At 53.7% G+C, this 15,269-nt stretch carries 13 protein-coding genes; 5 read left to right on the forward strand and 8 right to left on the reverse strand.

Going from position 1 to position 15,269, the window contains the following annotated elements:
• The first annotated feature begins 107 nt into the window (after positions 1-107).
• The 3 genes from CTZ24_RS06160 (at position 108) to idi (ending at position 4,025) form a co-directional block, all read left to right on the forward strand.
• Entirely contained in the window at positions 108-1,220 is a 1,113-nt protein-coding gene (locus tag CTZ24_RS06160) for a suppressor of fused domain protein (RefSeq protein WP_208725062.1), read from the forward strand.
• A 179-nt stretch (positions 1,221-1,399) separates the two neighbouring features.
• Complete coding sequence (locus CTZ24_RS06165; protein WP_208725063.1) at positions 1,400-3,295, forward strand: methyl-accepting chemotaxis protein; 1,896 nt, start codon at positions 1,400-1,402, stop codon at positions 3,293-3,295.
• A gap of 196 nt (positions 3,296-3,491) precedes the next feature.
• Positions 3,492-4,025, forward strand: coding sequence for an isopentenyl-diphosphate Delta-isomerase (idi, locus tag CTZ24_RS06170; RefSeq protein ID WP_021182485.1), 534 nt, complete (start codon positions 3,492-3,494; stop codon positions 4,023-4,025).
• Positions 4,026-4,056: 31 nt separating this feature from the next.
• Here the strand turns inward: idi and CTZ24_RS06175 are convergent, their stop codons facing one another.
• The 7 genes from CTZ24_RS06175 to CTZ24_RS06205 all read right to left on the reverse strand — a co-directional run bounded on the left by CTZ24_RS06175 (position 4,057) and on the right by CTZ24_RS06205 (position 11,178).
• The gene (locus tag CTZ24_RS06175) at positions 4,057-5,136 is read right to left on the reverse strand and encodes a porin (protein WP_302474904.1); all 1,080 of its coding nucleotides are present in this window, start codon (positions 5,134-5,136) and stop codon (positions 4,057-4,059) included.
• A 99-nt stretch (positions 5,137-5,235) separates the two neighbouring features.
• On the reverse strand, positions 5,236-5,892 hold the full coding sequence (locus CTZ24_RS06180; RefSeq protein ID WP_208725064.1) for a flavin reductase family protein: 657 nt from the start codon (positions 5,890-5,892) through the stop codon (positions 5,236-5,238).
• Position 5,893: 1 nt separating this feature from the next.
• Positions 5,894-7,318 carry a M24 family metallopeptidase gene (locus CTZ24_RS06185; RefSeq protein ID WP_208725065.1) on the reverse strand — a complete coding sequence of 475 codons (1,425 nt, stop codon included), beginning with the start codon at positions 7,316-7,318 and terminating at the stop codon, positions 5,894-5,896.
• Between the two features lie 28 nt (positions 7,319-7,346).
• Complete coding sequence (locus CTZ24_RS06190; RefSeq protein ID WP_021182489.1) at positions 7,347-8,168, reverse strand: ABC transporter permease; 822 nt, start codon at positions 8,166-8,168, stop codon at positions 7,347-7,349.
• Entirely contained in the window at positions 8,161-8,988 is an 828-nt protein-coding gene (locus tag CTZ24_RS06195) for an ABC transporter permease (protein ID WP_021182490.1), read from the reverse strand. The genes CTZ24_RS06190 and CTZ24_RS06195 overlap by 8 nt, the downstream gene beginning before the upstream one ends.
• Before the next feature lie 9 nt (positions 8,989-8,997).
• Positions 8,998-10,047, reverse strand: coding sequence for an ABC transporter substrate-binding protein (locus CTZ24_RS06200; protein ID WP_021182491.1), 1,050 nt, complete (start codon positions 10,045-10,047; stop codon positions 8,998-9,000).
• A 15-nt stretch (positions 10,048-10,062) separates the two neighbouring features.
• Positions 10,063-11,178 (reverse strand): ABC transporter ATP-binding protein, encoded by a 1,116-nt coding sequence (locus tag CTZ24_RS06205; protein WP_021182492.1) that lies wholly within the window; start codon positions 11,176-11,178, stop codon positions 10,063-10,065.
• Between the two features lie 502 nt (positions 11,179-11,680).
• Between CTZ24_RS06205 and CTZ24_RS06210 the strand changes: the two genes are divergently transcribed.
• Positions 11,681-12,787, forward strand: coding sequence for a sugar phosphate isomerase/epimerase family protein (locus CTZ24_RS06210; protein ID WP_208725066.1), 1,107 nt, complete (start codon positions 11,681-11,683; stop codon positions 12,785-12,787).
• Between the two features lie 95 nt (positions 12,788-12,882).
• Entirely contained in the window at positions 12,883-13,620 is a 738-nt protein-coding gene (locus tag CTZ24_RS06215) for a GntR family transcriptional regulator (RefSeq protein WP_021182494.1), read from the forward strand.
• A 36-nt stretch (positions 13,621-13,656) separates the two neighbouring features.
• Here the strand turns inward: CTZ24_RS06215 and CTZ24_RS06220 are convergent, their stop codons facing one another.
• The gene (locus CTZ24_RS06220; RefSeq protein WP_021182495.1) at positions 13,657-15,129 is read right to left on the reverse strand and encodes an MFS transporter; all 1,473 of its coding nucleotides are present in this window, start codon (positions 15,127-15,129) and stop codon (positions 13,657-13,659) included.
• Between the last annotated feature and the right edge of the window lie 140 nt (positions 15,130-15,269).

Here is a 15,269-nt window from a genome sequence, read left to right on the forward strand (position 1 = left end):
TTTCTCCTGCGCACTTTGAGAGTTTTACCCTTGTGCCACATGGCACGAGTGTCGATCCTGCTCTATTCTCGGGGAAAATGGATCCCTCCAGGCATTGTCGAGGCGTTATGACACACCAACCTCTGATTGCTGAGGTGCCGAATCAGCAAAATACACTTACGGCCATCGTCGAGCAGGACGCGCGCACGGCCTATTTTTATATCTGGCCAAACGACCTGTTCCGCAGCCAGTATGCGGTACGCGGTTGCTGGTTACGCAACCTGCTGCCCGCACCGGCGCGTGAAGACAGCGATGCACTGGAGCAGGGTATCGCGCCGTTACTCAGTGCCGAATTTTGCCGCACGCTGGAAGCGGAACCGCCGCTCGATCCGGCCGGGTTACAGATACTCTGGGAGCCGAGCGATGATGGTGCGGCGCTGTGGTACTACGGTCAGTTGCTGGCGGTGATCCCTGGCTGGAGCCTGTACCAGGACAAACAGGTGAGCTTCTCGGCCGGGTGTATCAAAAAGAATCGCCTGACGGCACCGCTCGGATCGGCCTCAACCAATGACTATTACGCGCGTGCCGAACAGCAACGCCATTTCTGGCGTGACTGGCATGACGGACATTTATGGGAAGTGGTGCAGCGTGAGTTGATGCAGTGCTACCAGGCACAGTTCGGTGAATCGGTGAAGTATTACGCCATCGACCAGGGCAACTGGCCGCCGATGGCGATTTCGCAGCACTGGCATCAGGGCGTGTGGTACTTCCTCACCCTCGGCATGGGGATCCGACCGATGCCGCAGGTCGATTATCTGTTTGATGAGCTGGCCCCGCAGTATCGCCGCATCGAACTGGCGATGGCAGTGGATGGCGAAGTGATGAACGAAGCCAATGCAGTGCAGATGGCCAGCGCACTGGCGGAGTTTGCCCATCTGCCGTGGGCGCGCCTTACCTGGCTGGGTGAGGGGCATACGCTGGCGTCAGAAGTGGCACCGGTGGGGTTTGAAAGTTTCCTGCTGGCGAATGGCCTGGCCCCGGAAGCGGCGCAGTTCCGGCTGCCAAAGCGTGGGGGCGACCGGGTGAATTTGCTGTGGTCAACGCCAATCACCGAGGCGGAACGCCAGTTTGCGCAGGCCGATGAACGCGGTGGACAGCAGTTGTTGCAGCGTCTGCTGGCTGATGGCAACAACCATATTTTTCGTCCAAGGCAAGAAGTGGTGGAGCCTCCGGTTGCCTGAATCGTAGCGGCGCGATTTATTGCGCAGGTTTTGCTATACGCGCCAAACACATCGCGCCGCTACATCATCACCTTCATCAATTATTTTATTGCTTTGTGATCGTGCGCACCTCAAGTTCCTTCTTAACACGCCGTTAACCCGGATCAGGCATCTCGCCACTCCAGGGTAAGGGCACTCTCATGTTAAAAACCACACAATCCCGTTTCACCGCGACCCTCATCGCATTTTTCGCCGTGCTGATGCTGGTCACCGTGCTGGTGATCAATCAGTTTATTGCACCCCAACTCAGCAACAATGAGAGCCGCCTGGTGCGTTACGAAGTCGATGGCCTGGCCGGACGTATCGTCGAACAGATGAACCGCGTTCAGGCGCAGCAGCGTGCTATTACCGAAGCTGCCGGGGTAATGGATAGCGCCAGCATCGATACCTTGCTGCCTGCGCTGGTTAACCAATATCAGGACAGCAACGTATTTGGCGGCGGTATCTGGCCCCTGCCGAACCGTCGCGATCCGGCTAAAGAGAAAGACAGTTCATTCTTTGCGCGCAACGCCAGCAACCAGTTACAGGTGAATACTTACTGGAACTCTGACGCTGCCGACAAATACTGGGAGCAACCCTGGTACAAAGACGGTATGGCGGCCGCGAAAGGCCAGTGCGCCTGGGCGAAGGCCTATCAGGATGCGGCCAGCCCGCAACCGCGTACCAACTGCGCGATGGCGATTTACCGTAATAGTACCGCCTGGGGCGTGGCGACCATCGACGTGACCCTGGGATTCTTCAACCAACTGGCGAAACAGATGGGAGAGGCGATTCATGGTCGCGTCTTGATCGTCGAAGCCGATGGCAAAGTGGTCGGTAACGCCGCGCTGGTTGATGCTGCGGCGAAACTGGAAAACCTGTCCGATACCCAACTGCCGCTGGCTCCAACGCTGAAAACGTTGCTGGCGCAGGCGGGCAGTCAGCCGACACAGGCGAGCTATGATACGGAAGATGGCGAGCATACGCTGTTCCTGCAAGCCATTCCCGGCAGTCCGTGGTATCTCGCCAGCGACGTGCCCTCCAGCCTGTTGGATGCGCAAACCCATAGCATGCTGACCCGATTGGGCCTGGTGCAGATCCCGCTGGCGGTGATCCTACTGCTGGTCTTGCTCGGCTTTGTGCGTGCCATGATGAAGCGCTTAAGCCAGCTCAACCGTAACATTGAAGCGTTATCAACCGGCGGTGCGGATTTGACCCAGCGTCTGCCTGCCAGCAACAGCCCGGAATTTAACGCCGTGGCGCAGAGCTTCAACCAGTTTATTGCTTACCTTCAGGGGCTGATGCGTCAGGTGGGTGACAGCGCGCTGGCGATTACCGCTGCCTCGCGGGAGATCGCCAGCGGCAACGCTGATCTGTCGGCGCGTACCGAATCACAGGCCAGCTCGATTGTTGAAACGGCGGCTTCTATGGAGCAACTGACCGGTACGGTGCGTCAGAACGCGGATAACGCCACTCATGCCAATCAACTGGCTGATGGCGCTTCGCAGGTGGCGGCGCGTGGCACCGAGGTGGTGCGTCAGGTGGTCAGCACTATGGGCGAAATCCATCATTCATCGCGCAAAGTGGTGGATATCATCAGCGTCATCGACAGCATTGCTTTCCAGACCAATATCCTGGCCTTGAACGCGGCGGTAGAAGCCGCGCGCGCGGGCGAGCAGGGGCGCGGTTTTGCGGTGGTGGCGTCGGAAGTGCGTAACCTCGCCCAGCGCTCGGCCAACTCGGCGCGAGAGATCAAGAAGCTGATTGAGGAGTCGGTCACCAATATTGATGCTGGCAGCCAGTTGGTGGAGCAAGCCGGACAAACTATGGATGAATTGATGCACGGCGTCAGCAGCGTCACCACGCTGATGGGGGAGATTATGTCTGCCAGCCGTGAGCAAAGCCTCGGCATCGATCAGGTGAACGTGGCTATCACCCAGCTTGACGGCAGCACCCAACAGAATGCCGCGCTGGTGGAACAGGTTTCTGCTGCCGCGCGCGCGATGGAGGAGCAGAGCGTTCAGCTGGAGTTAGTGGTGCAAAGCTTTAAACTTTAAGCGCTTTTCCACGGTGGTGCCGAGTGCGCCACCGTTTCTCCTTTCTTATTAACTATTCCCCGTTTTTTATGCTGCTTCAAAATCCAGCTGCTAAAATTAATTTTCCGTTACGCAAACGCACGGAATGTACGCAATTTTTCCGGCCCCCGGCGCGGTGATTGTGTACAATGGTTGAGATTTTTCTGAAGGAGTTGTCATGTCCGCCATAGAAGTTATCCTCGTCGACCACCTCGATCGTCCCACTGGCAAGATGGAAAAGCTGGAAGTTCATGAAAAGGGATTACTGCACCGTGCGGTAACGGTTTACGTGTTTAACTCGCGGCATGAACTGCTGCTGCAACGTCGTGCCAGTGGTAAATACCACTGCGGCGGTTTGTGGAGTAACACCTGTTGTGGTCATCCTTATCCGCAGGAATCCACCCAGGCTGCCGCTGAACGTCGCCTGCGTGAAGAGATGGGGCTGTCGCTGACGCTGACGCCGGTATTCGAGCTGAGCTACAACCTGCCGCTCAGCAATGGCCTGACGGAACATGAATACGGTCATGTGTTTTTTGCCATCAGCGATGAACAACCGGAACTGAACCCGGAAGAGGCCGATGCCTGGTGCTATCGGTCGGTGGCGCAGATTCAGCAGGAGATTGCGCAGCACCCGGAACAGTTCACGCCGTGGTTTCTGTTCACCTTTGCCCGCATTCCTGCCACGTTGGATGCGTTTCAGCTCACCGTGTAAAAAAACGCCTCATTGCTGAGGCGTTGTCATATCAGAATTGATAAACCAGACCCAGCGCCATCACATCGTCAGTCGCCAGTCCGAGTGGGTTATTATCTTTAAGCATATTAATACGGTACTCAGCGAATAAAGACATATTGACGTTGAAATAATAATAAGCACCAATGGCTGTGTACTTAATAATATCGGCGTCACCGATGTTTTCAATATCTTTCCCTTTCGAAGAGATGTAAGCAATTGAAGGGCGGAATCCACTCAGGAATTGATATTGTGCAACGGCTTCAAAATTTTGTGCTTTATTCGCAAATCCCCCGCTGATCGGGGTGGCATTCAGCGTTTCATCATACGCGGCCGCGAGGTAAATCTGATTCGCATCATATTTTACCGAAGCGGCCCAATGTTGGGCTTTATCACCATGACCACGGCTTAAGTTATTTTGCGCATCTGTACGGTCAAGGCTGGCAAAAGCACCCACAAAGCTTAGGCCAAAATCGAAAGCATAAGAGGCGGAAAGTGCAAATCCATCACCATTAGCGCGGATAATTTGATCGGTACTGCCAGTTCGGTCATTTTTACCTTCGTATTGTGCGGCCACGTTCAGACCGTCCACCAGACCAAAGAAACCTGTGTTACGCCAGGTGAGCAAGCCGGTCGAGCGGCCCACGAGGAAGACATCATTGTAATCAGAGTCGCTACCGAAGAAAGGCAGCATATCGGTGTTGCTCATCACGTCATAAACCAAACCGAAATTGCGGCCATAATCGATAGAACCCAATTCACCATATTTCAAACCGGCGTAGCCAAGGCGAGTAGCATTACCATTTTGAGCATCGCTACCGCCTTCAGAATTATGCAGGCTGAATTGATATGACCAGCTGCCATAACCCGTCAATTTATCCGAAATTTTTGTCTCCCCGGTAAAACCGCCCTGAAGATTTGACGACGCATCACCATCATTATTACTGTCATCAGAAAACATATGGGAAACTTTTATTTTGCCATTCAGGTCCAGCTTGTTGCCGTCTTTATTATATATTTCCGCAGCCTGAACCGGGCATAAGGCAGCCAGTAGCGGCAGCATAGCTGCCGCTAAAAGTGAGCGTTTCATCATTACGTTTTTACCCTGTCTGAATTAATTATTTATTACCCCTCGTTGGGGGGATATATGGTGAAAAAAGATAAAAATCAGGAATGGTGTTTTAGTTTGCGTTTATTTAATCGTCTGGCGTTCCTCCCATTGCTCTTTAGTGAGCGTTTTAATATCGAATTGATCGCGTGTGCGGCAATAGGTATTTCCCCCCATACGCCCCACCGCATCCATCAGTTGTTGGTCTATGTGCAGATTTTCCGGGTTGACCGCATCACTGCGCACATATACCCCGACCACCTCACCCAGAATGATTTCTCTCGCCGGGCCAACCTGTAAGGTGGTATGACGGCGGCACTCCAGTGCCGCAGGGGCAGCGAGAATGCGCGGGCTGTGCACGTATTGGCCCGGCACGGTTTCCAGACCGGCCTCCTCCAGTTCATTGACCTCGGGACCAAATTTAATGGCACAGATCTCCATCTGATCCACCAGGGCATCATCGACGATATGCACCGTAAACTCGCCCGTTTCACGGATATTGCGTGCGGTGTCTTTGAAACGCATATCGGCATAGTTCTCCACACCGATAGCGACAATCGCCGGGTCGTGAGTCAGTACATTGAAAAAGCTGAACGGGCCGGCATTGGGAACACCGTCGCGGCTGACCGTGGTCACCAGGGCAACCGGGCGCGGAATTACCGTGCCAATCAAAATCTTGTAACGCTCACGTTCGGTTAATGACGCAAAGTCAAAAAAAGTATGTGATGTTGGCTGGCTCATCTCAGGCTCCGCTGTCAATACGATGTGTTTCAAGGGGGGTGTGATGGCTAAGATTTTCAAAACCGTCTTTGGTGACAACATAACAATCGCCAATGTTGCAGCCTGCCGCCAGCGGTTCCAGCCATTGGCTATGGAGCACAAATACCATCCCTTCTTCCAGGCGATCGTAGTTATGAGAGGAGATGTTGAAGCTGTTTTGCGCGCCAGCCATACCGATGGAGTGACCCAGATTGGGATTGTGTGGTCCATAGGTGGCAGGGTAGACATGCATCAGCTTGCGCCCCTGGGCTTCCCAGTCGATATCGCGAACATACTGTTGGGGGATCAGACGTGCGCCACCGTCAGGCATGGGTGACCAGTTGTAGGGCATGGTGCGAGCTTCGGCTGACGTCAGCATGCCCTGTTCGATCATCGGTTCGAAGGCAGCGTTGTTGATATCCCGCATCAGTGCGCCGGGCTTAATTAAACGCTCCGCACGTTTCACACCGTCGGTACAGGCTGTCAGCACCTTCTCCTGGTGCGGAGTGATATCACCCACGGCAATCATGCGCGCGGTCTGCGCGGTGTAACCCCGCCAGGTGACATTGGAAATGTACAAATTGATCAGATCACCGGCACGCACCACATGACCATAAGGCTTACCGCAGTGGGTACCAAATTCGTTGATACCAATCTGGTAGCCATCCCCGGTCTCACCACCAAACGCCATCTGTGCTGCCGTAAACGCCGCGAAGATCTCATGGTCAGTGACACCCGGTTTTGTCACATGATATGCCGCCTGCGTGCCAATACTGATCAACTGTGCTGCGGCCCGGAACATCTCAATTTCACGGGGTGAACGGACTTTCTGCATGCGGTCCAGAATTGGGTTGTCGGCAATAAATTTATTGCGCGGCATCAGCGACGCCAGGGCCGCCCAGAAAGTGAGGGAGGTACGATCGCCGATACTGCCAATTTGCGCGTTCACTAACCCTAACCGTGTGAGGATCTCCGCACATTTCTCGGCCGTTTTGATTACCGAGTCACCGGGACGATCTGCATATTCACGACCAATCGGACCAATCTGCCAGATTTCATCCACCAGCAACGGCTCACCACCCGGTGGCAACAATACCGACTGGGTAAAAAAGGAGAGTAGCGTCAGCGGTTTATCACTATCAGTCGGGATAATGAGCACACCTTCTCGCATCCAGTCACAGATATAACGCAGATACGCATTTGAGGCGTGGAACCAGCCCACGCTCCCGGCGTGGACGATCAGCGCATCGTGTCCGGCTTCAACAGCCTGGCGGCGAATTTTGCGCAGACGTTCGGCAAACTCCTCCTCCGGCAATGGTAACGGGGCTGAAAACGTAAAATCTGGCTGGAAATCGGCAAGCAGAGAGCCAATGCGATAGCCAGCGGGCTGAGTCGCATGAGTGTTCATAGGTGAATCCTTGTACTTGATTAAGTCATTAATTTTGTGGGCGTGGAGCCAGCACACGGCGTGCAACCAGCAAACCGAGCAAGGTGACGGCGATGAGAATCCCTGAGATAGCGGCCACACGGACATCGAGTGACTCTTCAATCAGAGCAAACATTCGCAGCGGCAACACCGTGGTTGAAGCATCTGCAAGAAACAGCGAAACCGTGACGTTATCCAGTGACTGAATAAACACCAGAAACGCACCAGCCAGAATGCCGGGCATCAACAGTGGCAACGTGACACGACGAAGCGTCATAAACCAACTGGCCCCCATAGTGGTTGATGCTTCCGCCAGAGAGGGGTTAAGTCCCTGGGCCACAACAGACGCGGCGCGATACATCAACGGGCCAAACACCACGATATGCCCGGTAACGGTCAACCACAGCGATGGCTGGAAACCAATAAAGTTGGCGACGATCAATGCTGCCAGCCCATAGACCAGGCTGGGTAACACCAGCGGAGCAAGCAGTAATGGCTCGATGCTGTTCACGGTTTTACGTTTCATCCGCGTCATACCAATGCTGGCGGGCACGGCAAACAGCAGCGATCCCAATACCGCCAATCCGGCGATTTTCAGTGAGTTCCATGCCGCTATGTGTTCAGTACCCGAGCGCACCGGGTCGAGCAGCGCTTCATACCAGCGCAATGAAAATCCTTCCGGTGGATATTTCAGTGTTTGCCCGGCGGTGAAGGACATCATCAGAGCAATCACAATCGGTGCGACCAGGTAAATCAGGCACAGCGTGCCAAAGCCATACACAAAGACTTTGTACAGCAGGGCCGGAACGGGATTTTCGCGTCGATTAAGCATGACCGTTCAATCTCCTGTGACGTGAAATCATGGTGAGTGCCACCAGCAGACAGCCAGTCGAAAGCAGCAATACCACGGCAATGGCGGAAGCGAGAGGCCAGTCGAACAGCGTACCGACTTCGCGATAAATCAGCTGTGGCACGTACACATTACGTGCACCACCAATCACGGCCTGGGTGACGAACGAGCTGCTGGTACTGGCGAATACCAGGATCCAGCCTGCCAACAGGCCTGGTAACATCAGTGGCAGCATCAGGGTGATCAAAATGCGCCAGGGGCCAGCTCCTGAGACTTGTGCCGCTTCGGTGAGTGAGTATTGGGTGCGGGTCAGAATGGCGATCAGCGGCAAAATGATCAGCGGCAGATCAATCTGACACATTGCCATGACCAGACCGAGCTCCGTAAACATCAGGCTGGTCGGCATTCCGGTAATGCCAAGCGCCATTAATGCTTCGCTGATTGGTCCCTGACGTCCCAAAATGACAATCCAGGCGAACGTTCTCACTACGTTACTGGTCAGCATCGGGATTAGCGTCAGGAAAATGATCACCTGACGTAAGGTTCGCCCGCTATGCCAGTAAAGCAACGCGATAGGTACGCCCAGCAGGGTGGTGCCGATAACTGTTTCCAGTCCCAATCTCGCGGTGTTAATCAACACACGAAAGTTGAATTCATCACCGAAAAAACGGGCGTAGTGATCCAGGGTGACACCACCTTTAGTGATGAAACTAAATCCGACCAAAACCGCGAGCGGCGTTGCGAAGAACACCACGGAGAGCAATAGCATGGGGACAACGTAAGGAAAGCCGCTCTGTTTCATCACATCACCTTATCCGGCAACAATGGTGTCAAATTCGCGAATCCAGGCATCACGATTTTTGTTGATGCTGTTCCAGTCGGGGTAGACCAGAGTCTTAAGCTGATCGCGCGTGACATAGGCGGAGATTGCCGGTGTCAGCGCAACATCGCTGTTGGTCGGGAACATTTCAGCCGGTGGCAATTTGAATTGATCCTGTGCAGCCTGGGAGATGGCCGCATCCATATAGGCGTAGACGGCATCGGCATTTTTGGTGCCCTTCGTCAGATGAATATTGACCGGTGCCGCTGGAGATCCCGTTTCCGGATGGACGAACTCGCAGTTCATCCCCAGACTCTTCAGGCGTGCCACGTTGCTGGTACTGCACATGAATACCGCGATCTCCCCCTGCTGGAACAAGGTCATTTGATGATTGGTGCTATCAACAATGCTCTTTAACTGCTCAGGATGATCCTTGAACAACTTAAACACGGCCGCCATGTCATCTGGCCCGGAGCCATAGATTTTGGCGATTTCGGTGTAAGCCATGACCGCGGTGTTGGAGGCAAAACCAGTCCAGGAGACCAGGCCTTTGTAGGCGGGGTTTTCGAACAGATCTTTATAACCCTTCGGACGTGGCACAAGGTCCGGGTTATAGGCGATGCCGTTGACTTCTACCGTAACCGTTGGGCCATATTCACCCTGAAAACTCGGATCGAGGAGATGCCAGTTTTTCAATCTGGAGGGATCGATTTTCTGGATAATGTCATTCTGAATGGCAATGGTCATTTGCCCTGGCGACATTAACAGCGCGTCATAAGGGGGATTACCGGGGCTGGCCATCACTTTTGCCAACTGGTCTTGTGCCAACGCAGGGGCAATGGTCAGGCCATACCCCTCTTTTTTCATGATCGGGGTCAGTATGTTGCGATAGGCATCTTCCCAGTTCCCCGGAAAGGTGGCAGCAATTGCGGTTTCTTTCTCTGCCGCCAGCGCACGTAGTGACACCGGTAGCAAGGAGGTTGCGGCTGCTCCTGCCAACAATTGACCGAACCGACGACGACTAATCTCAAAGTTTTTCATGATGTTCACCTCTATTTAATCACTCAGGGTTTGCGGTTCAGCCGGAAAGGCATGACAGCGTGTCGTATCGATCTCAGCAAAAAGCTGCGATCCGGGAAGGGGGATGCGGGTTCCGGGGACTCTGACCTCAGAAGCCCGCAGCGTAGTACCACAATCAAGCATCAGGTCGTGCACCAGCACGGGCCCCAGTGGGACGGAAACCGTCAGCCTTGCTGGCTGACACTGTTCTCCAGGCTGCGCTGACAAACGTACTTCTTCAGGACGGAATGTGATGGTGACTTTCGAGCCGGTGGTAAAATTCAGACGGCGAGGCAGACGCAGCGTTTTGTCACCAGATAGGCCGATCAACGTGGTGTCGTTATCAAAGCGCAGTACGGTGCCAGCTAACTGGTTGGTTTGGCCAATAAAGGTGTTTACGAACAGTGATTTGGGCTGATCATAAACTGCCATCGGTGTGTCGATCTGCTCAACATGGCCTTTGTTCATCAACACCAAACGATTGGCGAGGCTCTGCGCCTCCTCCTGATCGTGCGTCACGATTAGCGTGGTGATCCCCAGCGTTTTTTGCAGGTGTAACAATTCCACCTGTAAATCAAAACGCAGCGCGCGATCCAGTGCTCCAAAAGGCTCATCCAGCAACAGCAGAGAAGGGCGACCTGCTATGGCCCGGGCAACTGCAACGCGTTGCTGCTGACCACCGGAAAGCTCACGCGGCAGACGATTGCCATATTCGCTGAGGCGCACCATTGCCAGCATCTCTTCAACACGCTGTTTACGTTCAGCACGCGAAACTTGCTGACAAGCGAGCGGATAGGCGATGTTTTCGGCGACAGTGAGATGGGGAAACAGAGCGTAGTTCTGGAAAACCATGCCGATACCCCGCGCCCTGGCCGAGACCAGGGCCAGATCCTGATTGCCCAGTTCAATTTTTCCAGCTTTAGGCTGAATAAGTCCGGCAATTGCCCTTAACACGGTGGATTTACCACAGCCGCTTGGCCCCAGCAGTGCCACTATTTCACCGGGTTCAATCGTGAAAGAGACATCGCTGATTGCGTTGTTGCCACCGTAGCTGTGAGTAAGGCCCTGAACGTTCAAGCGCTTACGTTCGGACGAGTTCTGCATATCTGCCATAGTGCTTCCCTGGTTCTGAGTCGCGAGATGAAACGAAAAATTCACATGGAAAAGGAGTTGCAAGCGGTATGCCAGGATCACAGGTCGTTGGGTTTATTTATCATAACTAATGGAATTGTAATGATAATTATCTTTTAAAATATGTGCGAAAGTTTGTGCGAAAATTAGTGATACTGAATTTCATTAAGTAAATTCGGAATTATTTTTCACTAAATTGGTGCGTCCTTATCATCAGAATGGTGCAGAACCACCGGTAATGGGGCAACGGGGGAGGGAAAAATGGGGGTTTTCAGGCTGCGATCGGGATTGGTTGACTGAAAATCCTCTATCTACAATATTAATTTTATTGAATATTGTTTCTCACTAACTTAATAATTAACTTTATACAAAAAATTATTAAATTTATTTTGTTGTTTATCAATGAATTAAAATTATTTTCCAGGCCGATGGCATGCTGCTTGCAGGTGCTGTATCGACACACCATCCCAAAAAGGAGTACGACATGAAATTAGGTATCGACGGTTTAAAACTGCCTGAAGCAAAAAAACGTGGTCCCTTAGCGAGTCTTGAACATGCAAAAGCACTGGGTTTGAGCGGGATTTTTTTCAGCACATTACTGGATATGAGTCCCGATCTGGACAAAGGGCGGTTACGTGATATCCGTGCGAAAGCAGATGAACTGGGTCTGTATCTGGAAGGGGGACTTGGTAAAATCAACCCTTACTGTAGCGCTGAATCTCCTGAGCTGCGTGACATTGGCAACGGCGATATCATCGCCGGTTTGACGCGAATGATAGAGGCGGGGGCGGAGATAGGTTGCTGCGAGTTGTGGGTTTCTCCGGGTAACTTCAAACCAGCCTATCCAGGGCGTCTGGCGGTGGATCGCTTCCGCACCGACGTGACCTGGGATGAACAATTGCTGGCTATGGAAAAGGTGTTGCGCAAGCTGGCACCTGTCGCACGCGCCAATGGTGTGCATATGAATATTGAAACCCACGATGAAATCACCTCATTTGAAATTTTGCGACTGATTGAATCTGTGGGTGAGGAGTGCGTTGGCGTTGTACTGGATACCGCGAATATGTTGCAACGCGGAGAGCATCCCGTCTTTGCTGCCCGTCGTCTGGCCCCCTGGGTGCGGCAGACCCATATTAAAGATGCCTATATTGGGCGCGCGCCTGGCGGTCTGGATTTTCAGCCCCGTCCCTGTGGCATGGGGATTGTCGATTTTGCCGCCATCCTGCCGCTGCTGGCTGAGGTAAACCCGCAACTGCATCTGTCGCTGGAGATTGCCCAGTCATCTGACGATAAACGTCGTGCGGCCAATCCGCGTCAGTGTATCCAGATTGATGACCCTCTGTGGCGCGTTGGCCACCCTGATCTGACCGGGGAGGAGCTGGAAGCCTATTTTGCCATGTTAAACGCTTATGAGAAGCGGGTCACAGCAGGGGAAATTCCCGATTGGGCGAGCTATGAAAGTGCCAATTATGGCTACCCCAGTTATGAGCACCAGCATTATGGTTTTGCACAGGCGTTAGGATTTATTGAACAATCTGCCAGCCATATTCGCAACATCTGTGCCGAAAAGGGTATCGTGTTAACACGATAAGTTACGCAAGAATATTATCACAAAGATAGATAAGCCGTTTTACGGGCTGTTATGATAGTTGCAGTCGACGTGTTGGATGAAGTAGGGAGAGGATAATGAAAAAGACACGCAGTCGAGTGACGCCAGCAACCAGTAAGGCTGCCAGTAGCGCTGACAGCCATGATGATGTCTCAGAGCGAATTCGTATCACGCTGGCCACGGCCATCGGGGAAGGGGCGCTAAAGCCAGGTAGCAAGATCCTGGAAGAAGCCATCGCTGAACATTTTGGCGTGAGCAGAACAGTGGTGCGGGGCGCACTTGGCGTGCTGGAAAGTGATCATTTGCTGGAAAGAAAGCGCAACCGCGGCACCTTCGTGGCTGAACCCAGCATAGATGAAGCGAAAAGTCTTTTTGAAGCGCGGCGTAAATTAGAGGCGATCTTGCTGGCGTTGATCGTCGAGCGGGCAACCATCGCAGAACTTAACGCGCTGGAAAAACTGGCGGATGAAGAAGAGCATATTCATCAGCATGGCGACGAGAAATCAAAAACGGTGCTGTCAGGTAAGTTTCACATCGTTCTGGCGGAGATGGCGGGTAATGCCGTGCTGACAGAAATGTTATCTAAAATCGTAGCCCGACTGTCGCTGGTGATGGCGTTATATGAAGAGAATCATAAAGATGATTGTGGGGCAGACCATCACCGCATGATCGTCGCGGCGCTGAAAGAAAAGGACCTTTCGCGTGCGCAGCAATTGATGGATCACCATCTGGCCGACATTGAGGGACGGGTCAGACTGACTGAAGGGCAGGGCGATCGTTACTCCTTCCTGTCGGTGCTGGAGAACTTCTCCTGAATGTGGCGGCGCGATAAAACGCGCCGCCACAAATGATTACCGGGCGTTAAAATCCTCGGCATCGACATCGTAACCCGATGGCTCCCAGCGAATCGCCAGCAGCGCCAGCAGACCAGCCAGCGGTGCGAGGAAAATCACCCAGAACACTCCGGTGCCGAACGCGGCGACCAGCAGCGGGAACACAAACAGCGACACGGTAGAACTGCCACGCATCAGCGTCTGGTTAAAACCAACGCCCACGCCGCGCAGCGAGGTCGGATAGCTCAGCGACGCAAAGGTCATGGTATGTGAACCGGGACCGAAGCCCTGGCCGAACAGGAACAACGCCAGCATGGCAATCGCCACCGCCGCCTGTTCGCCCCCTTCAGGACGACCAATTAGCGCCAGCCCCAGCAGCGCCACGCACTGACAGGTGTAGCCGGTCACCGACATTTTCCACGCACCGAGACGAGGCACCAGCCGTACCGCCAGCAAACCGCCAACAAAAGCAAACAGCAGGTTCAGCGCCAGCGACACCAGAATGGTGGTCAGCATCGACTGCGCAAAGAAGCTGGAGATAATCACCGGCAGACCAAAAGCCACGGCGTTATACGCAAAGGAAGAGGCGATGGAGGTGACGGTCGCCAGAATGGTGCGGCGGCGATAAACACCCTGCAACAGCGCGCCATAGTTACGCCAGCTGGCTTTACGTACGCGGGGTTGTTGGCTCAGATCGGCATCGTCTGCCACCCGGGCATTGATATTGTACGAACGGCGCAAAATCTCTGCCGCGCCGTGCAGGTTGCCCTGGTTAGCGGCCCACACCGGAGACTCGCTCATATAACGGCTGCGGATGGCGATAATCACGATCGCCGGGACCGCACCAAAGCCGAGAATCAAGCGCCACAACCAGTCGGTATGGCTTTCCGGCAACACCGCATACAGCAGCAGCACCAGCAGGTAGGAGATACTGATGGCCGCGTACCAGGTGGGGCACCACATCGCCACGCTGGCGGCTTTATTACCCTGACCGCGCAGTTTAGAAAACTCGGCAAGGAAGGCCATCGCCACCGGTAGATCGATCCCGACGCCCAACCCCATCACAAAGCGCGCACCGCCAAGCACATATTCGTTGGGGGCAAAGGCACAGGCCAGCGCTGCCACCACAAAGAAGAACATATCGGCCATAAACACCCGGTAGCGGCCAATTTTATCCGTCAGATAGCCGCCAATCAGCGCGCCAACGATAGCGCCAAAGGTGATCGCCGCTGCCACCATACCGGTGCCGGTCGGTGTCAGCTGGAACTCGCGGGCCACATCTTTGATACCAAACGCCAGCGCACCCAGGTCATAGGCATCGAGAAACACCCCGCCCAGTGCGATAGCGATGACGATGCGTGCGTTACTGCGCGACTGCTCGCTGTTATTAATCAGGTTTGATACATCGGACGCACTGCGGATCCATTGTGTCTCACCCTGAGGTTGATTCCCTGCCAGCGCCACATGGGCGGGAGAAGTTAAGTCGGACATGATGTTGTTGTCTGTATTTTTGTAAATTTGGGCCTATGAGAATAATCCTCAGTTGGCGGCTGAAAAATTCCATTTGGTTATATGAGCAATGAAATGGTTATAACTGATTTGAAATGGCTAGCAGAAATTGACCGAAGTGA

The organism is Pantoea phytobeneficialis (assembly GCF_009728735.1).
Lineage (GTDB): Bacteria > Pseudomonadota > Gammaproteobacteria > Enterobacterales > Enterobacteriaceae > Pantoea > Pantoea phytobeneficialis.

Bases quoted from the DNA above. Each gene is read 5' to 3' on its own strand.
- CTZ24_RS06160 (WP_208725062.1), top strand. From the start codon at position 108: ATGACACACCAACCTCTGATTGCTGAGGTGCCGAATCAGCAAAATACA.
- CTZ24_RS06165 (WP_208725063.1), top strand. From the start codon at position 1,400: ATGTTAAAAACCACACAATCCCGTTTCACCGCGACCCTCATCGCATTT.
- idi (WP_021182485.1), top strand. From the start codon at position 3,492: ATGTCCGCCATAGAAGTTATCCTCGTCGACCACCTCGATCGTCCCACT.
- CTZ24_RS06175 (WP_302474904.1), bottom strand. From the start codon at position 5,136: ATGATGAAACGCTCACTTTTAGCGGCAGCTATGCTGCCGCTACTGGCT.
- CTZ24_RS06180 (WP_208725064.1), bottom strand. From the start codon at position 5,892: ATGAGCCAGCCAACATCACATACTTTTTTTGACTTTGCGTCATTAACC.
- CTZ24_RS06185 (WP_208725065.1), bottom strand. From the start codon at position 7,318: ATGAACACTCATGCGACTCAGCCCGCTGGCTATCGCATTGGCTCTCTG.
- CTZ24_RS06190 (WP_021182489.1), bottom strand. From the start codon at position 8,168: ATGCTTAATCGACGCGAAAATCCCGTTCCGGCCCTGCTGTACAAAGTC.
- CTZ24_RS06195 (WP_021182490.1), bottom strand. From the start codon at position 8,988: ATGAAACAGAGCGGCTTTCCTTACGTTGTCCCCATGCTATTGCTCTCC.
- CTZ24_RS06200 (WP_021182491.1), bottom strand. From the start codon at position 10,047: ATGAAAAACTTTGAGATTAGTCGTCGTCGGTTCGGTCAATTGTTGGCA.
- CTZ24_RS06205 (WP_021182492.1), bottom strand. From the start codon at position 11,178: ATGGCAGATATGCAGAACTCGTCCGAACGTAAGCGCTTGAACGTTCAG.
- CTZ24_RS06210 (WP_208725066.1), top strand. From the start codon at position 11,681: ATGAAATTAGGTATCGACGGTTTAAAACTGCCTGAAGCAAAAAAACGT.
- CTZ24_RS06215 (WP_021182494.1), top strand. From the start codon at position 12,883: ATGAAAAAGACACGCAGTCGAGTGACGCCAGCAACCAGTAAGGCTGCC.
- CTZ24_RS06220 (WP_021182495.1), bottom strand. From the start codon at position 15,129: ATGTCCGACTTAACTTCTCCCGCCCATGTGGCGCTGGCAGGGAATCAA.